This window comes from Actinomadura sp. NPDC047616, assembly GCF_040642915.1.
GTDB classification, from domain to species: Bacteria; Actinomycetota; Actinomycetes; order Streptosporangiales; family Streptosporangiaceae; genus Spirillospora; species Spirillospora miaoliensis.
The window spans coordinates 75223-94381 of the sequence record NZ_JBEYTB010000012.1; the positions used below are offsets into that span (position 1 = coordinate 75223).

A 19159-nucleotide genomic window follows, 5' to 3' on the forward strand; every position below is an offset into this window, starting at 1 on the left:
GGTGCCCATCCACGACGAGCTGATGCTGTATCTGCGGGCCAGGGTGCCGATGATCGTCCTGGTGACGGTCGAGGAGCAGCGGGCGCTGGACATCCTCGACGGCGTCCGCAAGGCCCGGCCCGGCCCGTCCGGGACGGATCTGGTCACCTGGGACATCGCCGAGGGGCTGCGCTCACGGGACGGCCGGCAGCTGCCGGCCGCGGCGACACCGGACGCCGCGCTGGAGAAGATCGCCGAACTGGCCATGGCCGCGCATGACCGCGCCGACCTGTACGTGCTCAAGGACTTCCACGAGTTCTGGGCGAAGGCCCCCTCCGTCAAGCGCAAGCTGCGCAACCTCGCGCAGAAGCTGGTGTTCACCCGGTCCTCTCTGGTCCTGACGACCCACTCCGCCCAGGTTCCCCCGGAGCTCGGCGACGACGTGGTCATCGTGGACATGCCGCTGCCCGACGCCGAGACCCTGCGCCGGCACCTGGACGAACTGATCGGCCAGGCGGGCGTGCGCAGTGAGCTCACGCAGCACGGCCGGGCCCGGCTGGCCCAGGCCGCGCTGGGCCTGACGGCCACCCAGGCGCGCAGGGCGTTCGCCAAGGCGATCGTCCGTGACAGGGTCCTGGACGACCGGGACATCGTGGCGGTCCTGGAGGAGAAGAAGGCGGTCATCCGCGCCTCCCAGGCGCTTGAGTTCTACAGCGCCGAGGAGACCCCCGACGACGTCGGCGGCCTGGAAGTGCTCAAGGAATGGCTCACCCTGCGCGAACGCGCCTTCAGCCAGGAGGCGGCCGACTTCGGCCTGCCCTCCCCCAAGGGGCTGGCCCTCATCGGGATCCCCGGCACGGGCAAGAGCCTGACCGCGAAGATGATCAGCGGGCTGTGGCGGCTGCCGCTGCTGCGGCTCGACGTGGGGGCGTTGTTCGGGTCCCTGGTGGGCGAGTCCGAGGAACGCGTCCGCCAGGCGTTGAAGATCGCCGAGACGGTCGCGCCGTGCGTGCTGTGGATCGACGAGATCGAGAAGTCGCTGGCCGGCGGCGGGCAGGACGGGGGCACCTCGCAGCGGGTCTTCGGCACGATCCTGACGTGGATGCAGGAGAAGACCAAGCCGGTGTTCGTCGTCGCCACGGCCAACGACGTGACCGCCCTCCCGCCGGAGGTGCTGCGGCGCGGCCGCTTCGACGAGGTGTTCTTCCTGGACCTGCCGACGGACGCGGAAAGGCGCGAGATCCTCACGGTCCATCTGCGCAAACGGCGCCGCGACCCCGGCGCCTTCGACATCAGGCTGCTGGCCCGGCTGTCCGACGGCTACGTGGGCGCCGAACTCGAACAGGCGGTCATCGACGCGATGTACCGGGCGTTCGCCGAGGGGCCCCGGGACATCACCACCGAGGACATCGCCGCCGCCATCGGGCGCCTCGTCCCGTTGAGCAGGTCCCAGCGGGAACGCGTCGAGAGCCTGCGGACGTGGCTGCGGGAGGGACGCGCGCAGTCCGCCTCCTTCGACGAGACCGCGCAGGCCGTCCAGCAGCAGGTCCGGCTGGAGCTGGCCTGAGCGGACGGACGGCGTGATCAGCGAGCGGAAGGCCGAGCGGTGGGTGCTCAGGTCCGCCTCCGGCACGGGGTTCAGGGCGCGGCGGGCCGCCCGCCGCCTGTTCGCGGCCGCGGACGGCGACGACCTCGTGGCGCGTGCCGCCGTCGCCCGGATCGCCGCGGGGCCGGAGCACCCGCATCAGCGCGAGGCCAGGCACCTGGTCGCCGAGTGGTGGGCGACCGGCCGGGCCCCCGACCTGCGCGACGTCGTCCTGCGGACCGGGGCGGTCGCCCGCGAAGGCCCGGCCATGCTGCGCAGCGCGGCGCTGGTGAACCGGCTCCAGGACTTCTGGAGTCCGGAGCACGCCGGGTTCTCGGCCGCCCTCGTCACCGACGACGACGCCGACGTGGCCGCCGCCATGGCCGTGCTCTGCCGGACCGCCGACGGACCGGCCCTGGAGGCGCTGTGGCGGCACGCGCCGCATTGCTCACGGCTGCGTTCGGCGCTGCTGGCCAACCCGACGGCGCCGGGGGAAACCGTGATGCGGGACCTGTGGGCACGGCGGCTGGACCGGCCCGATCCGCAACTCGTGGCGGCACTGTCGCGATGGCCCATCCCCCCGGCGGCCAAGATGCTGATCGGGGAGAGATGGGCCGCGGCACGCACCCCCGAGCTGCGCCGGCTGGTTCTGGAAACCGGGGCCACGGCCGGCCACGGGTTGGCGAGGCTGCAGACTCTCGCACTGCTCGACCGACTCGACGACGGCTGGAAGCCGGGCGAGGCCCGGCTGGCCAACTGGCTCCTCATCGACGAGGACCCGGAACTGCGCGAGCGGGCCGAACGGTTCTGCCGCACGGCCGACGGCCCGATGCTCCAGGCGCTGTGGGCGGCGGCGAACACGCGGGGGCCGCTGCGGTCGCTGCTGATGACCAACCCGTCGCCGCCGCCGGCGATGACGCTGAACGCGCTGTGGCAGGCGTGGCTGAAGAAACCCGACGAGCGACTCTGGGACGCGCTCGCGCGGTGGCGGGTCCCGGCGACCTCGGGACGTGCCGAGCTGCTGAGCACCATCGCCGTGGCCTCGGATCCGCAGACCCTGGCGGGTCCTCGTCTCCGGCAGGCGCTGGTGGAGGCCGCGTCGCTCCGGGAGCACCCGCTCGGGGCCATCGCGCGCGCGAAGATCGTGGACGTCCGTGACCAGGAGCTCGTCGACGCGCTCTGCGAGGCCGCCCTGAGCGACGGCGACCTCGTCTCCTTCTGCCGGGAGAACAGGTTCGCCCCGAAAGATCCCGTCCGCCGGGTCGTGTTCTTCCTGCTGACCGACCAGCCCGAGCAGTACCACGGGATGGACCCGGACGGCGGCCTGCTGGCCCTCGCCTACACCTCGGCGTCTCCGGAGCTTCGTACGCGGATCCAGCACGCGATGCTGGCCGCGGGAGAACTCGACCTGGTCCGGGTCATCGTCGGCGACGACCGGCGGGCCCGGATCCAGAACATGACCGAGGAGGAGACGCGTTACCTGGCGGAACAACTCGCCGCCCGCAACGAGTGGGCGGACCTGTGGGCCGTCGTCCAGGATCTCCCGCTCGACGTCGGCGTGCCCCTGATGCGGCTGTTCGACCGGTGGGCGCCGCGGGACGAGGACAGCCGCCGGATCTTCATGATGTACCGGCGCACCGAGCCGCAACTGGTCCGGCGGGCCTTCGGCGCGATGCGGTCCCGGTGGCCGGTCGCCGTACGGCAGGCCACGATCCAGTTCCACGGGCGGGTCAACGACATCTCCTTCGCTCCCGACGCTCCGCTGCTGGCGGTGGCGGGCAGCAGCCGGGTCGCCGGCGTCATCGACCTGAGCCGGGCGCGGCTCATCGAGCGTTACGACGGCTTCCGCTCCTCGGTGGGACGGGTCCTGCACGTCGGGAACGGTGCGTTCGTCGCCGGTGAGCGCACCAACGGCCCCGACCGCGTCTGCCGGATCGTCCGGTGCGCGCACGGCGACCGCCACACCCTGCACGAGACCCGGGGGTCGGTGACCTCCCTGGCCCTGACCAGCGACGAAGGCGCGTTCGCGGCGGGCACGCGGTCCGGCCACCTGGTGATGGGCGCGCCTTCGGCAGGACCCGTCACCGCGCAACCCGTCACCCGGCTCGGGCTGCGCGAGGACGACTGGCCGAGGTCGCTGGCGGCGCACCGCCCGTCGGGCCGCCTGGCCGTCCTCGGCAGGCGGCTGGTCCTGGCCGGGGCCACGGCCCAGCAGGTCCTGGCCAGGGGCACCACCGGCCAGGTGATCGTCCGCGCCGAGTTCACCGACGAGGACACCCTGGTCTGCGTCGGCAACACCGGCGTCGTCCGGCAGTTGCACCGCCGGGCCGGTTCACTGCACGAGAAGGCCCGGACATCGGTGGACGCCGCCGGACCTCTCGGCGGTCTCGGCTCCACACCCGAACTCGACCGGGTCATCGTCGCCGACCGGAGGGGCGCACTGCACTTCCTCGAAGCCCGCACCCTGAAGACCGGCAGGAAATACTCGTCCCGCCGGCGCGAACCGGCGACCAGCATGAACCTCTCCCCCAGCGGGGAATTCCTGGCCGTCGGGTACGGCAGCGGCAGCACCGACCTGTACGACCTGCGGATCGGCCAGGTGCCGGAGATCGCGCGGCAGCCCCTGGTGAACCTGGTCCCCCGGCACCTGGGCGTCATCGGCGGGGCGCTGGCCTCCCCCGACCTGCAGGAGGGGCCCAAGGAACTGTTGACGCTCCTGCACGCGTGCCTGGAACATCGTTTCCGCTTCGACATCGAGATCGGCGACGCGGTCACCCTGAGTGCCGGTGAGTACGACATCAGCCTTTGAACAGCCGAGGACGCGATGACCACCCGTATCGGAATCGATTTCGGAACGGCCAACACCGTCGTGGCCGGCTGGGACCAGGCCCTGGACCGGGGCGAGCCCGTCCCGCTGCCCGGCCTCGACCTGGCACGCGAGGGGGAACGCGGCATCGAGCAGCGCGTCGTCCCCTCCCGCATCGCCTACCCCGCCGCGGGCGGTCCGCGCCGGGTCGGCGCCCAGGTCACCCCCGCCATGCTGGACGACCCGAACGTCGAGATCTTCCAGTCGACCAAGAGCGCCGTCACCGGCCGGGCGATCGACATCCCGCGGCGCGTCGGCGACCGTTCCGTCAGCGGACGCCAGGCGGCCACCGACTTCCTCACCGACGTCATGGCCGCCGCCGTCCTCGCCGTCGACTCCGACGATCTGGAGATCGTCGCCACGGCACCGGTCGAGTCGTTCGACTCCTACCGCGACTGGCTGGTCCGCGAAGTCGGCGACAACGCCGGCCGGACCCGGCTGCGCGTCGTCGACGAGGCCACGGCCGCCGCCGTCGGCTACAGCGCCCGGCTCAACCCCGGGGAGGTCTTCCTCGTCTTCGACTTCGGCGCCGGCACCCTCGACATCTCCGTCGTCCGGGTACTGGATCCGTCGCAGGCCACGGCGGGCGCCGCGGTGCGGACCATCGCCAAGGCCGGGCTGGACCTGGGCGGCGACCACATCGACGGGCTGATCGCCGACCATGCGGCGGAGCGCACCGGAGTGCCCCTCGGCGACACCGGCGCCTACAACAGGATCTTCCGGCGGCTGCTGCGCTCGGCCGAGGCCGCCAAGATCACCCTGACGCACGCCGAATCCGCCACGGTCGAGGCCGGCGCGTACCGCTGCGAGATCACCAGGGCGGAGTTCGAACGCCTGCTCAGGGACAAGGACATACTGGGACGGGTCAACCGCGCCCTGCGCAAGGCGCTGGACGGGGCGGCCGCGGCTGGCTTCCCCGCCGAAGACCTCGCTCAGGTCTTTCTGGTCGGCGGCACCAGCCTCGTCCCCGCCGTCCAGGACGTCCTGCGGCTGCACTTCCCGCCGGACGTGATCCGCATGGACCGTCCCCTGGAAGCCGTCGCGGCGGGGGCGGCCGGCATCGCCGGCGGCTACGAGCTCAGCGACCACATCCAGCACGACTACGCGATCCGCCACGTCAACCGCGACACGGGCGTCTACGAGTTCGAGACCATCGTGAAGGCGGGCACGGAGTATCCGACGCCGGAACCGATCAGGACCCTCACGATCAAAGCGATCCGCGACGGCCAGCGCAATCTCGGCATCGCCGTCTACGAACTCGCCCACGCCAGTTTCCGGGAGGCGAGCGCCGATCTGGAAATCGTCTTCGACGCGCACGGAGGCGCACGGACCGTCGCCGTCACCGCCCAGCAACTCCAGGAACGCTCCCGCCTGTGGCTCAACGAGGACAGCCCCACCTTCCTGGAGGCCGATCCCCCCGCCAAGGCCGGCGTCGACAGGTTCCAGCTGGAGTTCCGCATCGACGCCCAGAAACGCCTCACCGTGTCGGCCCTCGACCTGGAACGCCGCACCCTGGTGCTCGACCGGCAACCCGTCGTCCGCCTGGCCTGAACGGCATGCTCGCCGCAGCGCTGGCCGCGCGGCTGGGCGCGGGAACGCGACGCGAGGACGCGGTGCTACTCGCGGATGCCCATGCCCTCGACCGGCGGGGTACGGAGGAGCCGTCCGATCGGGATGATCGTGGACACCAGCGCCAGTGCCACCGTGCCGCCGACGATGACCACCCAGCCCAGCGCCGGAACGTACGGGACGGGCTGCCCGGCGACGGCGTTGACGATCGAGGACAGCGTGACCGCCGCGATCGCGATGCCGATCGTGAGCGCCACGCCCAGCAAGGCGGCCTGTTCGGCGTTCGCCATCCGCTTCACCTGGCGGCGGGTCACCCCGACCAGGCGCAGCAGGGACAGCTCCCGGGCCCGGGCCAGCGCGGCCATGATCAGTGTGTTGGCGGCCGCGAGCACCGCGTACCCGACCAGCACGGCGACAAGCAGCTTGTTCAGCCACGAGCTGATCGCCAGGTCCTCGGCCAGCTCGCCGGTGAACTGGTCGGTGCTGGTCACGGCGCTCGCCGGGTAGGCGCCCGCCAGCTTCGTCAGGGCCGGGCCCACGTCGGCGTCCGGCGCGCTGCGGATCAGCACGTGGTCGTGGAGATCGCTCGCGGTGTGTCCGGCGAGCGTCGCGTTGCTCAGCGTGATGTCGCCGAACCCGAAATTCCGGTCGTAGATGGCGACGACCTTGAGGTGGACCGGCGTGCCGTCTCCGAGCCACAGCCTGGCCTTGCCGCCGATCTTCCAGCCCGCCGTGTCCGCTTGGGACGAGGACACCGCCACGGTGCCGGCCTCCAACTCGGCGAGGCTCCCCGCTTTCACCTTTAAGTCCATGGTCTGGTTCGCGCCCTGCGGATCGATGCCCTGGGCGACCACCGTCATCGCCTCATCCATGAACGGCACGAGCACCGAGGTACGGCGGACTCCGGTCGCGGCGAGCACGCCGGGGATCTGACGGGCCTGGGCGGCCGCCGCCGCAGGCAGGCCGGCGCCGCCGACCAGCGCGTGCTGGGCGAGCGTCCCCTCCCTGCTCTGGATCACCGTCTGGCGCTCCAGGTTGTCCTGCAGGAACCAGACGGTGCCGCCGAACCCGACGGAGAGCACCAGCGCCGTCAGCACGGCGACCATGCCGCGCGCGTTCGCCCGCAGGTTCGCGGCGGCCAGGTAGCCGCTGTCGCCGAAGACGGTCCGCAGGACCGGGGCGAGCGCCACCGCGGCGGCCCGGTTGATCCACGGGGCGAGCAACGCGATCGCCAGCACGAACGTGTACAACATGCCCACCGCGGCGCCCATGGCCGTCTGGCCACCGGTGCTGCCGGTGAGGCCGATCAGCGCGACCGCGCCGCCGAGGAGCGCCAGGCCGGACACGACCCGGACCCTGCCGCCGAGGGCCGTCTCCACGGCCGCCTCGCCGAGCGCCTCGGTGGGCCGGATGCGGGTGGTGCGCCGGGCGCCGATCCAGGCGGACAGCAGCGCGACGGCGGCCACCGCCGCGGTCACCGCCGGCGCGGCCAGGAGCCCGCCGCTCATGGTGAAGTTCTCCGGGACGAAGCCGCGGGTCACCAGCTCGTCCCCGATCCAGAGGCCGGCGAGCAGGCCGATCGGGACGCCCACCACCGCGGCGAGCAGGCTCAGCATGCCCACCTCGCCGAGGAGCAGCAGCCGTACCTGGCCCGGCGTCGCCGCGATCGCCCGCAGCAGGGCGAAGTCGCGGCGGCGGTACCGCACCGACAGGCCGACCGTCGCGGCGACCACGAAACCGATGATCAGCGCGGCGTAGCCGCCGAACGCGCCGCCCGCCTCCAAGGCGAAGCTCTTGGCGGCGACCGCCTCGGGCTGTTCGGCCAGCCCCAGCTCGTCACCCGTGTAGGCCTTCGCCCCCGCGTCGTCCGCGATGCGCTCCACCGCGGCGGTCACGGCCGCCCGGTCGGCGCCCTTCTTGGGGATCACGCCGATCGCGTCGACGCGGCCGGGACGCGGATAGAGCCGGGCCGCCTGCGCGTCGGTGAAGAACAGCGCCGCCTGCGGCCCGCGCACGCCGGACGCCTTGACGACGCCGCTCACCCGGACCTGCTGAACGGTCCCGCCGGTGAGGATCGCCGTGGTACCGCCGGGACGCAGCTTCCCCGCCGCGGCGAGCCGCTCGTCGACGACGACCTCACCCTGGATCCGCGGCGCGGTGCCGGACACCACCTTGTACGGAGTGAGCGCCGCGCTTGTCCAGCCGTGGCCTGTGACGGGCACCTTCGGCGCGGCCGCCGCCGCAACCGTGATCGTGCGATCCGCCACAGCGCTCGCCACGCCGGGCACCGCGGCGACCTTGCCGACCAGCGACTCCGGGACGGTGCCGCGCTCGGGCAGCGTCACCGTGCTGGTCTCGCGCTCGCCGAACCGCTCCGGCCCCTGCACCGTGAGCTGGTGCCGTGCGACGACGGCGAAAGCCGCGCCGTACCGCTGCGGCTCTCCCTTGTACCGCAGGCCCGACTCCACGAGCACCCCGCACACCGTCAGGACCACGACCCCGGCGGCGAGCGCGAGGAAGGTCGCGACGAAAGTGCCCTTGCGGTATCGCAGCATCTGTGCGGCGAGTCCGAGCATCGCTCAGCCCTCCCTGCTCGTGATGGGCTGCCGCTGCCGGCGGTCGAGCATCGCCAGCTGTTCGGCGATCCGCTGGACGCCGGGCTGGGGCATGTCCCGCACGATCCGGCCGTCGGCCAGCACCATGACGCGGTTGGCGTACGACGCGGCGACCGGGTCATGGGTCACCATGATCACCGTCTGCCCGGCCTGGTCGACCACCGACCGCAGCAGGCCCAGCACCTCGGCCGCGGTCTGGGTGTCGAGCGCGCCGGTGGGCTCGTCGCAGAAGATCACCTCAGGCCGGGTGACCAGCGCCCGGGCGATCGCCACACGCTGCTGCTGCCCGCCGGACAGCTGCGTCGGCCGGTGCCCGAGGCGGGGGCCCAACCCGACCCGTTCGATCACCTCGGCGACCCACGCCGGGTCCGGACGCCTGCCGGACAGCCGTGCCGGCAGCAGGATGTTCTGCTCCACGGTCAGGGCGCCCACAAGGTTGAACGCCTGAAAGATGAAACCGATCCGGTCGCGGCGCAGCTCGGTCAGCCGCTTCTCGGACATCGACGAAAGATCGGTTGAGCCGATCATGACGCGACCGGAGGTGGGCCGGTCCAGTCCGGCCGCGCAGTGCAGCAGGGTGCTCTTACCGGAGCCGGACGGCCCCATCACCGCCGTCATCGTTCCACGGGCGAACCGGACGTCGACCTCGGCCAGCGCCGTGACGGGTTGATCACCTCCGTACGTCTTGCTGACGCGTTCGAGGCGGACGACGTCGGCGGGCAGGGGCACTGACATGGCGGGTACCTTCCAGGAGCCTGAATCGACGGCTTTCGACGCTAGAAAGCGCGTGCCGCCCCATCAATGCAGCCAGTTGCCCATGCGAAGTAGTGCAGGCACTACCGAGCGCTCCATCCCGCACCGGTCGTGATCACCATTACGCACAGCTACACATTCGGGTGCCGACGCGCCCGCCGAAGAGGACCGGTGAGGCTTCTGCATCCGCCGGACCGCGAGCGGTGACGGCCGAAGCTCCTGAGCTCGGCAAGGGCAGGGTGTACAGGTACGGCGCGCCGCCGCACCGTGCCAGGTCGCCCCACCGGGCCAGCACGTCGGGTGCGGCCGTGCACACCTGGGCTGGTGACCAGGGTTGGACATCGACTGGACCACTGAGCTGATGAGCAGGAGTGCGCGGCCGGCCGCCGTACCCCCGATCAGGCTGCCGACCTGATCAACCCCCGTCTCGAACGCATGCAGTACCCACCCCCTGATCAGCGGTTTCGTCACCAAGATCGGCCTGTACGTCCACCTCCCTCGACGAAGCGTCCGGTTCTCAGCTCATGCCGAGTTGCCGGGAGAAGGTCTGGACGTCGGAGATCACCCAGTACTCCGCGAACCGGCCGCCCTCGACCCTCAGGATGTCGTGGCCGCTCAACGAGACAGCCGTGCCCGGGGGTGCGGTCGCGCCGGGGATGCCGCCCTTGTAACGCCCGCCGAACGTCCACCGCGCGGCGACCCGCTCACCGTCGACGATCGGCCCCACATCCAGCGTCACCGTGACGTCGTCGAACGGGGCGTGCGCCTGGGCCAGCGCCTCGATCAACTGCTCGGGCCCCCGCACCTCCCGTTCCGGCCAGTGCCCGACAAAGCCGGGCGTGACCAATTCGTGGGCGAGCCCGAAGTCCCCGGCCCACATCTCCAGCAGCCACCGCTCGTACAACGTCGCGATCATGCAGACCCCCTCGTTCGGCATCCTCACCCGTACCGTCGCCTCAGACCGCCCCTCTCCGACTCCCCTGCGGGTGTCATCCCCCTTACCCCGCAAGCCACTTCCGGTGGCTGCGCAAGACGCATCCGTTTCCCGCACCACTCGTACGCCTCGGACGGACGAGTTCGGCGAGCCGGCCCCGTCACGTTGCCCGCAACATCGGCGGCGGCATCGGAGACGCAGGGCATTTCAGTCGAATTCTCGGCAGGCGTCTCGCTGCCGCATGCGGACCCTTTGTGGCTGGACACGCCGCTGGCTGGAAACGCTCGTCGCCGGGGCGGCGTCCGCGTGTGGCCGGACGGTGGCTGGACCCGCGAGTGGCGGGCGTATCGGCTGGAGACAGCCCCGGCCCGGAGGCGCCGACGCTCTTTTGACGACAATCTCGCAGGCCAAGACGCCGGAGAAGTCCGGCCAGCGGGGGCGACATCGGGATGGGGACGGTGGCCTGCGGCGAGGTAGGTGTTTTTGCCAGTCTTGAGCGTTTTAGTCCGCTTGTGGCCACAGCGTCAGGCTTTAGACGATCTTAGGCGTCCTCACTGTCGATGACCTGCTTCGTGGGACGCGGGCCCCGTCCCCCCGGCACGGTCTCGATCCGTCGATCAGATCAGATGGGGGATTGATGAGAAAAAGCCTAGTGGTCGCTGCGCTGCTGCCGGCGGCCCTGATGGCGGTGCCCGGCCAGCAGGCATCGGCCGCCGCGTGCAGTCCGACGCTGACCGGGTTCACCGCGCCCGCGGTGGCCTATGCGGGTGACAAGGTATCCGGCGCGGTCAGCCTGAGCTGCGCGCCCCGCTCCCCCGTGAAGATCTCGCTGCGCTCGGACCGGTCGTCGCTCACCGTCCCGGCCAGCATCACGGTGCGGCCTGGGCAGACAAGCGCCGCCGTTCCCATGACCGCCGAGCTGGTCGAGGGCCCCCAGTACGTCGCGCATGTCACCGCCGGCTACAAAGGCCAGTCCCTCAACCATGACCTCAACGTCTACCCGGGGCTGAAGATGGTGGAGATTCCGCCGTCGTCGGCACCCAACTCCGTGAGCGTGAACATAGGCCTCACCGGTCCCGCCCCCGCCGGTGGGACGATCGTGCGGCTGGCCTCCGACAATCCCGCGGTGACGGTGCCCGAAACGGTCCTCATCAGCGCGGGGGGCTACGGCGTGATCACGGAGTCGGGAATCCAGGTGCGCCCGGTCACCCAGGACACCAAGGTCACCATCTCATTCACGCTGGGGACCCGCACTCTCACCGCGTCGAAGGTCCTCGTTCCCCCGTTCGACGGCAGCCAGAAAGTGAGCATCCGCCCCGGATACACGGGTGATCTCTACGGACTGCAGCACTGGGAACAGTTCCACGTCGAGCTCGCCAACCCGGCCCCGGAGAGCGGCGTGCCGGTGCAGGTGAGCGTCGTCGACGACAACCCCGCCGTGCGGCTGGAGACAAGCTCCGTCTACATCGGCGAGGGCAGCACCAGCGGGGGCTTCTCCCTCAGCACCACCGATGTCACCAAGACGACCCGCGTGCTGCTCAAGGCGACCGCTTTCCAGGCCACCGCCTTCCTCGAGATCACGATCCATCCCCGGATCACGGCGGTCACCCTGCCCGAATCGGCCAAGAGCGGCACGTCCTTCGAAGGGACCATCACCCTCGCAGGCCCCTCCGATATCGACACCGAGGTCTTCCTGCAGCCGAGCTGGGGAATTCTGGACGTCCAGACCCCGGTGACCATCCCCGCGGGTTCCACATCCGCCACCTTCAAGGCGACGTCCGTCCATGTCGACGAGCCCTCGGACGTCTTCGTCACCGCATTCTTGGGCCGCACCGAATTCCAGTCCGCCAGGGTCACGCTGACGCCCTGACCCTCTGACCTCTCGGCCGACCGCCCCGGCCCGGCCTTGTCGGCTGGGGCGGTCGGCCCAGTTTTCAGAACCGTCTTCTGGGTGCCTTGGGAGGTGGTGCGGACCGAAATCGCTGACGCGAACCCGAGCCGACGGAGAGGGCGGGACGCCCCCTCACAGAGCCCGCTGCTCAACCGCCCGATTGAGGCGTTGGCCCTGGCGCCGGGCCTGTCGGCGGCCTCGCAGGACATCCCGGTGGAGTACTTCGCGCGCGGCCCGCTTCCTGGCCGCCCAGCCTGGGCGCCGACCCCGCACGCCTGGTCATGCGCGGCCATTTCATGAAGCGAAGCCCCCCTCCTGATGGGCCAGTACTACCGGGAACCGATCCGCGGCGTCATCGCCTGCGTCCCCTCCTCCGAGGTGATTCCGAGGCCCATCCCCCAACAATCACGTCAACAGCCCCGTCCTGGCGAGCGCCGGCGCCGACGACCGGTGATCCGGGCGGGACCCGCCAGGTCTTGATCGGGCGGGTCCCGCCTCACCGTGTATCGATCTGCCGGCGGAGATCGCCGCACTGCCCAGGTCAGCGCGCGGGTGCGCCGGTCGCTGACGGCGGAGGTCAGTGAAACGCGAAGCTGCCCGACCAAGAGCCCCAGGTGGAGGTCTTGACCCCATTGCGTTTCGCTCCGGCATACGACTCCCGGCCAGGACGGATCTGGAACGTGACCGTTCCCCCCTGCCTCAGGGAAATGATGCCGGCATGAACCGCCGCCAAACCGATCGAAGAATCATCAGTGTAGATACCGTCACCCCACACATTGCCGTCGCGCACGTTTCCTCCGGGCGGGAGAATGACGGTGAATATCTCGTCATTACGGCCGCGGAAGCTCGCCGCCGTGGCACCCCAATCCATGACACCGAGGAAGACCGGTTCCGTGACCGGCCGGCTCGCGTGCGCTGCCGGCTGCGGCAGGGGAAAGACGAAGCTGCTCGACCAGGAGCCCCAGGCGGAGGTCCTGACACCATTGCGTTTCGCTCCGGCATACGACTCCCGGCCAGGACGGATCTGGAACGTGACCGTTCCCCCCTGCCTCAAGGAGATGATGCCGGCATGAACCGCCGCCAAACCGATCGAAGAATCATCGGTGTAGATACCGTCACCCCATACGGAGGCGCCGCGCGCGTCTTTTCCGGGCAGGAACACGGCGGTGAAGGTCTGGTAGTCGCGGCCGCGGAATTCCTGCGCTGTGGCGTTCCAGTCCATGGTGCCGAGGAAAACCGCTCCCTCCACCTGGGGATCCGGCGTGTTCGCCGACCCCACGCGCCGGGTCCGCGCACCAGGAGGTTGCTGCCCCGCGGCGGCGGCGCGCAGCCGGGCGGCGAGCACGGTGGCGTCGTCCGGACGCTGGGCGGGACTCTTGGCCAGAAGTTCCAAGAGGATCTCGTCGAGGGCGGAGGGGATTTCGGCGCGCAGTGAACTCGGCAGGTCGGGCGTCCTGGACAGGTGCCCCGCCAGAATCGCCATCGGAGTGTCTCCGTAGAACGGCGGGCGCCCGGTCATCAGGTGGTACAGGGTGCAGCCCAGCGAATACAGGTCGGCACGCGCGTCGACCGTCTCGTTCGAAAGCTGCTCGGGAGCCGCGTACGCCAGGGAGGCGTACCCCTGAGCGGTCACGCTGGCGGTGGCCCCGGCGGCTCGCGCGATGCCGAAGTCGCAGACCTTGATGCGTCCGCCGTCCAGCAACATCAGGTTGGCGGGCTTGATGTCGCGGTGCACGATGCCCGCGGCGTGCGCCACCGCCAGCGCCTCCGCGACCTGCGCGCCCCACTCGGCGACCTCGGTGATCTCCAGGCCCTGCGGGCTGGTCGCCAGCACCGCGGCCAGGTCGCGGCCGCCGAGCAGTTCCATCACCACGAACCAACGGGCGGAGTCGACCCCGACGTCGTGCACCACGGTGATCCCGGGATGCGCCAGCTTCGCGCCGAGCTTGGCCTCGCGTTCGAAGAGTCGGGCGGCCTGCGGGTCCGCGCCGCCCAGCAGGACCTTCACCGCCACTTCGCGCTCAAGGCGCTCGTCCACCCCGCGCCAGACCTCGCCGAAGCCGCCCGCCCCCAGCCGGTGAACCAGCCGGTATCGGCCCGCTAGCACCTGCCCGTCCGCATCGGCCACCTGGCGAACCCCTCCCTGTCTCAGCGGCTCCAGTGCACTTATCTCATAGGAACATCCATGTCTGATCAACCCGTCGAGATCATCTCAAATCCGGCCGTCCGTGTCCTGAACAGGCGGAAGATGGCGGCACAGCTGCCTACCCGTCGACCTTTCGGAGACGGCCAAGGACACCGGCGCGTTGGGACACAACTACGTCGGCTGTGAGCACCGGCTCCTGGGACTGGTCACCGAACGGCACCGCCGGGCAGGTGCCGCTGGGCGCCGAAACCCCGGCTGGTGCACCGGGCTGTAACGGCGGCCCTGGCCGGCTACGCGCACCCGCGAGCCCAGACCTCCGCGGGAGGAGTTGGGGGCTAATTCAAGCGGGTCGTGCCACCGTCGCCGACGTGGCCGCAAGTGGCGGGCGGTGCCGGTACGGCGATCGGAAGGGTGCCGGCGGCGATCGTGTTCGTGGCCACCACGGGCTGCACGTGGCGGCAGTTGCCGAGGGTGTTCGGCGCGTCCTGGCAGACGGTGTATCGCCGCTTCGCACACGTGGACCCAGGCCCGAGTGTGGGCCAAGCTGCACCGGATCATGCTGGGCGACTCGGCGCGGCCGGTGAGCTGAACTGGTCGCGGTGCGCGATACGACTCGGCCAGCGTCCGCGCGGTCAGGGGAGCTGGCAGGCCCCAGTCCTGTCGCCCCCGGCAAACCTGGGGCGAAGATCCATCTGCTGGTCGATCGTGCCGGAGTGCCGCTGTGTGTCGGGTTCTTGGCCGCCAACACCCACGGCAAGTCGGCGTCGCGGCCGCTGGCCGAGGGCCTCCCGCCGATCCGCTCGCGCCGTGGCCCGCGCCGCCCGCGACCGGGCACGCTCCACGCCGACAAGGAATATGACCACGCCTGGCTGCGCAAGGCATCATCCCGTGCATCGCCCGCCGCGGCATTCAGTCCTCCACCAGGCTGGGCCGCTTTCGAGTTCTCCGCTGTTGGCGGTGCTTTTCGGCAAGACGAGGGCCCGGGGTTGCTCAGCGTGACCTTCGTTCCGACGTTCTTCGACTCCCGGAGCGGTCACAGCACCGCGCCGGCCTCGTCGTTCGACGTGCGGGACGGCCGCTTCGAGGACGCCGCTGAAACCATGAAACCGATGAGCCCCGCCGCTCCCAGCATCCATGCGACAGGGTTGACGTATCCGGGCACCGACGAGGTGGTGTAGCTTCCGCCGCCGGTCAGGTGGCATTCGAAGCGGAGCGGTACCAAACCGACCCGGTAGTCGATGACCCGTGCCACCGTCGCGGGGTCGGCCTCCCCTCGGCATGGCCTGAGCGGGGAGGAGTCCGTACCGCCGTCCTCTGCCTCCAGCACCGCCATTCCCGTGTACGCCATCCCCCAGGCGTACACGCCGATGGCCACTCCGACAGCAAGGAACGCGGCCGCTCTCAGCCGCCTGGCCGAGGAGCGCCGCCAATGCCGGACGGCCATCACAACGCCACAGACGACCACGACCAAGGCGGTGATCATTCCGGCCAGAAAACCGAACAGCAGGACGAGCGCCAGCATGGTGGGTCCCCTCGGTCATGACCGGTTCCACAACGAACCACAACGCGGTCAAGGTTAGAGCGTTCTGCGCCCGCTGGGTGTTGGACGGCGCGGCCGCCCTGCTCGCGCACGCCCAGTTCCAGCCACGCCAGGCCGGGCAGACGTATCTGCGCGCGTAACCGCAGCAGTCGTCCCGGTTCGATCTCCTCGACGCGCCAGAAGTCGACGCTCTCGCCGACGCAGCCGCCGGGGGGCGCGGCGGCCCCGGCACAGGCCCACGCCCCCCACCAGCCGGTCGATGACCCCCCGGCCCCACCAGGCGAGCGGGAAGGAGCACCAGCCGTGCTCCCCGCCGATGCCCACAGCCGTTCGGCGACGCGCCCGTGGCACAGGACCGATCGTCCATGCTCGACCTCGGCCCGGGACGCCGGGTGTGGCGCCAGCCGGTCGGCAGGCGCCATGCCGGCCCTGGTGGACCAGCCGTCCCACGCCCCGCTCGCGGGCCGCCCGTCGGCGGCCTCGGCCAAGCCGTGCCCACTGGCGATCGCGTGGATCAGGTAGTGGGCGACGTCTACGCCGTCCTTGGCGCGCCCGGTCGACTCGGGGTCCGTCGCGTCGGCCTCGGCGATCTCCACGCGGCCGCCAGCCGCAACCTGACCGCCTCACTCCATCTGCGATCAAAAATCTGCGGTCAGACGAGCGTCCCGCCCACGGATGGTCGCGCAGCCGCCGCGCCGAACGGGCAATGCACCGCATCCGGTGGCGCCGGAGTCGCGCCCGCGTCAGTCTCGGGCGCGCCCGGCGGAGGGCGCCGCGCTGGCAGCTCAGGCACCAGCCGTCCCCCGATGTAACCACTGGCCCCCGTCGCCAGGCACGACCGGTCGCCCAGCTCAGCTCCCCCGTCCTCGCTCACCGGCCGGGCGGCGCCCCGTTCCTAGCCTCCGCGGTCACCGGCAAGCGCGGGTCCCATGAGGACCGGGTCAGCTGGTCGCGGTGAGGAGCCCCGCGACGAGGCGGCGCGCGTACGAGGCGTCGAGTCCCGCCGGGCGGAAGAGGATCCGGTACATGATCGGCGCGACGACACGGTCGATGACCGTCTCGACGTCGGGCGTGGGCTCCCCGCGTCCGGCCGCCCGAGCCAGGATGACCTTGATCTGCTCGGCCGCGTAGGCCGAGCACTGGCCCGCGTTGTCGCCGTCCGGGTCGCCGAGCAGCGCGTCGCGAATGTAGGCGCGGCCGGGAGGAGAGGCCATCTCCTCCAGGAACTGCTCGGCCCAGGCGTCGAGATCGGACGCCAGGTCTCCCCGGTCCTCCGGTGGCGTCTCGGGCCGCAGCCGCTCCACCGCCACGTCCGACAGCAACTCTTGCAGGTCGCCCCAGCGGCGGTAGATCGTGGACGGGGTGACCCCCGCGCGAGCGGCCACCAGCGGCACCGTCAGCGCGTCACGTCCCAGCTCCGCCTCCAGCTCGCGGACGGCGGTGTGCACCGACGTCTGCACTCTGGCACTGCGCCCACCCGGGCGCACCATCGGCCTGCGGCTCATACGACCAGCTTAAAGCGAATCCGTTGCGTCAAGGCTCGGCGGTGGTGCGGGCCGGCCCGGACGTCCAGGACCGGCCCGCCCCCTACGCGGCGGCGAGTTCGCGGGCCGGCTCGGTCTGCTCGTAGGCGTGTCCGATCCGCAGCAACACGGCCTCCCCGAGCGGCCGCCCGATCAGCTGCATGCCGACCGGCATGCCCGCCGCGTCCCGGCCGACCGGGACGGACAGCGACGGGATCCCTGTGATGTTGGCGGGGGCGGACAGCCGCACGTAGGCGTCGGAGACGCTCTCGGCCGTGCCGTCCGGCCAGGTGATCGACTCCTGGCCGGACGGCACCGCGGCCACCGGGACCGTCGGCGCGGCGATCGCGTCGACCTCGTCCAGCAGGCGCGCCCACGCCCGCCGCATCAGCGTCCGGGATCGCTGCGCGCGCAGGTAGTCCGCGGCGGGCATCAGCGCACCGGCCTCCAGCAGGACGCGGACGTCCGCCGCGTACAGGTCGGGCACCGCCCGCAGCGTCCTCTCGTGGTACGCGGTCGCCTCGGGGACCATCAGGCCCCACTGCGTCGCCTGGATGTAGCGCGTCATCGGGATCTCGACCTCGACGAGCCGCGCGCCGAGGGACTCCAGCCGCTCGACGGCCCGCCGGACCGCGGCCTCCACCTGCGGGTCGACACGGTCGAAGTAGTGGTTGCGCGGCACCCCGACGCGCAGGCCCGCCAGGCTCGTGCCCGGGTGCGGCCGGTAGTCGGCGGCCGGGACGGACAGGGAGGCCGGGTCGCGGGGATCGTGCCCCGCCAGGGCGGACAGGACGAGCGCCGCGTCCTCGACGGTGCGGGTGACGGGGCCGACGTGGTCCAGCGACCAGGCCAGCGACGTGACGCCGTGCCGGGGGACCAGGCCGTACGTCGGTTTCAGGCCGACGACTCCGTTCAGCGCGGCGGGCACCCGGATCGATCCGCCGGTGTCGGTGCCCAGGGCGAACGTCGCGGCGCCCGCGGCCACGGCGACGGCCGACCCGCCGCTGGAGCCGCCCGCGACCCGGCCGCGGTCCCAGGCGTTGTGCGTCTGCGGGGTCGTCAGCCCGTAGGCGAACTCGTGGGTGTGGGTCTTGCCGACCAGCACCGCGCCCGCCGCCGCCAGCCGCGCGGCGACCGTGCTGTCGGCGTCCGCACGGTGATCGGCCCGGACCCGGGAGCTCGCCGTGGTCGCCACGCCGGCGACGTCGATCAGGTCCTTCAGGCCCATGGGGATGCCGTGCAGCGGGCCTCGGAACCGGCCGGCCGCGGCCTCGCGTTCGGCCTCGCGCGCCGCCTGACGTGCCCGTTCCGCCGTGACGGTGACATAGGCCCCGAGGCCGGGGTCCACCTGCGCGATGCGGTCGAGCACCGAGTCGACCAGTTCGACGGGCGACAGGCGCCGGGCCCGTATCGCGTCGGCGGCGGCGGTCAGGGACAGCTCATACGGCCGCATCGCACTCCTCCTCTCCCGCGCGGTACGCGGCGGCGGGCGGGGTGTCCCCGAAGTCCAGTTCCCGCAGGACCGAGACGACGGAGCGGATGTGGTCGGCGGTGGCGGCGACCGCGGTGCGACGGTCGGCGGCCAGCGGGATCCCGGCAAGGACGGCCCAGCGGGCCGCCTCCGCGGGTGTGAGCCCGGCGTCGGACATGGGTGGTGTCTCCTGATCGGTCGGGAGCGGCGGGACGCGACCGCCCCGCACGCAAAAGCTAAAAGTTTGCTTTAGTGCACGATAGGTCCTAGGCTGCACTTAAAGCAAA

General features: G+C 71.5%; 14 protein-coding genes and 1 pseudogene. 6 read left to right on the forward strand and 9 right to left on the reverse strand.

Features of this window, described 5'->3' with window-relative positions; all coding sequences use genetic code 11:
- The first annotated feature begins 1 nt into the window (after window position 1).
- From ABZ801_RS26925 to ABZ801_RS26935, 3 genes are read left to right on the forward strand one after another with little or no spacing between them, the layout of a single operon-like run.
- Entirely contained in the window at window positions 2-1546 is a 1545-nt protein-coding gene (locus ABZ801_RS26925) for an AAA family ATPase (protein WP_360702706.1), read from the forward strand.
- A gap of 13 nt (window positions 1547-1559) precedes the next feature.
- Entirely contained in the window at window positions 1560-4373 is a 2814-nt protein-coding gene (locus ABZ801_RS26930) for a hypothetical protein (RefSeq protein WP_360702709.1), read from the forward strand.
- 15 nt (window positions 4374-4388) lie between these two features.
- Window positions 4389-5981, forward strand: a complete 1593-nt coding sequence (locus ABZ801_RS26935) for an Hsp70 family protein (protein ID WP_360702712.1) — start codon at window positions 4389-4391, stop codon at window positions 5979-5981.
- A gap of 65 nt (window positions 5982-6046) precedes the next feature.
- Here the strand turns inward: ABZ801_RS26935 and ABZ801_RS26940 are convergent, their stop codons facing one another.
- The 3 genes from ABZ801_RS26940 to ABZ801_RS26950 all read right to left on the reverse strand — a co-directional run bounded on the left by ABZ801_RS26940 (window position 6047) and on the right by ABZ801_RS26950 (window position 10283).
- The gene (locus tag ABZ801_RS26940; RefSeq protein ID WP_360702715.1) at window positions 6047-8575 is read right to left on the reverse strand and encodes an FtsX-like permease family protein; all 2529 of its coding nucleotides are present in this window, start codon (window positions 8573-8575) and stop codon (window positions 6047-6049) included.
- Window positions 8576-8578: 3 nt separating this feature from the next.
- Window positions 8579-9349, reverse strand: a complete 771-nt coding sequence (locus tag ABZ801_RS26945; RefSeq protein ID WP_344952535.1) for an ABC transporter ATP-binding protein — start codon at window positions 9347-9349, stop codon at window positions 8579-8581.
- Window positions 9350-9884: 535 nt separating this feature from the next.
- On the reverse strand, window positions 9885-10283 hold the full coding sequence (locus ABZ801_RS26950; RefSeq protein WP_360702719.1) for an ester cyclase: 399 nt from the start codon (window positions 10281-10283) through the stop codon (window positions 9885-9887).
- A 670-nt stretch (window positions 10284-10953) separates the two neighbouring features.
- Here ABZ801_RS26950 and ABZ801_RS26955 point away from each other — a divergent pair.
- The gene (locus ABZ801_RS26955; protein WP_360702722.1) at window positions 10954-12171 is read left to right on the forward strand and encodes a hypothetical protein; all 1218 of its coding nucleotides are present in this window, start codon (window positions 10954-10956) and stop codon (window positions 12169-12171) included.
- Window positions 12172-12769: 598 nt separating this feature from the next.
- Here the strand turns inward: ABZ801_RS26955 and ABZ801_RS26960 are convergent.
- Entirely contained in the window at window positions 12770-14320 is a 1551-nt protein-coding gene (locus tag ABZ801_RS26960) for a protein kinase (RefSeq protein WP_360702724.1), read from the reverse strand.
- Between the two features lie 369 nt (window positions 14321-14689).
- Between ABZ801_RS26960 and ABZ801_RS26965 the strand changes: the two genes are divergently transcribed.
- Entirely contained in the window at window positions 14690-15337 is a 648-nt protein-coding gene (locus ABZ801_RS26965) for a transposase (RefSeq protein WP_360702726.1), read from the forward strand.
- Window positions 15338-15371: 34 nt separating this feature from the next.
- On the opposite strand, the gene ABZ801_RS26970 is transcribed toward ABZ801_RS26965, so the two are convergent.
- Window positions 15372-15860 carry a hypothetical protein gene (locus ABZ801_RS26970; RefSeq protein ID WP_360702728.1) on the reverse strand — a complete coding sequence of 163 codons (489 nt, stop codon included), beginning with the start codon at window positions 15858-15860 and terminating at the stop codon, window positions 15372-15374.
- Between the two features lie 17 nt (window positions 15861-15877).
- Here ABZ801_RS26970 and ABZ801_RS26975 point away from each other — a divergent pair, with 17 nt between their 5' ends.
- Window positions 15878-16018 (forward strand): hypothetical protein, encoded by a 141-nt coding sequence (locus tag ABZ801_RS26975; protein WP_360703128.1) that lies wholly within the window; start codon window positions 15878-15880, stop codon window positions 16016-16018.
- Here ABZ801_RS26975 and ABZ801_RS26980 read toward each other — a convergent pair.
- The 4 genes and pseudogenes from ABZ801_RS26980 to ABZ801_RS26995 all read right to left on the reverse strand — a co-directional run.
- Window positions 15971-16199, reverse strand: a pseudogene (locus ABZ801_RS26980) (DUF2867 domain-containing protein); the annotation flags it as partial. The gene ABZ801_RS26975 and the pseudogene ABZ801_RS26980 overlap by 48 nt on opposite strands.
- A 620-nt stretch (window positions 16200-16819) precedes the next feature.
- Window positions 16820-17383, reverse strand: a complete 564-nt coding sequence (locus ABZ801_RS26985) for a TetR/AcrR family transcriptional regulator (protein ID WP_360702731.1) — start codon at window positions 17381-17383, stop codon at window positions 16820-16822.
- Window positions 17384-17465: 82 nt separating this feature from the next.
- Window positions 17466-18854, reverse strand: a complete 1389-nt coding sequence (locus ABZ801_RS26990; RefSeq protein ID WP_360702733.1) for an amidase — start codon at window positions 18852-18854, stop codon at window positions 17466-17468.
- The gene (locus ABZ801_RS26995) at window positions 18841-19050 is read right to left on the reverse strand and encodes a hypothetical protein (RefSeq protein ID WP_360702736.1); all 210 of its coding nucleotides are present in this window, start codon (window positions 19048-19050) and stop codon (window positions 18841-18843) included. The genes ABZ801_RS26990 and ABZ801_RS26995 overlap by 14 nt, the downstream gene beginning before the upstream one ends.
- Window positions 19051-19159: the final 109 nt, after the last annotated feature.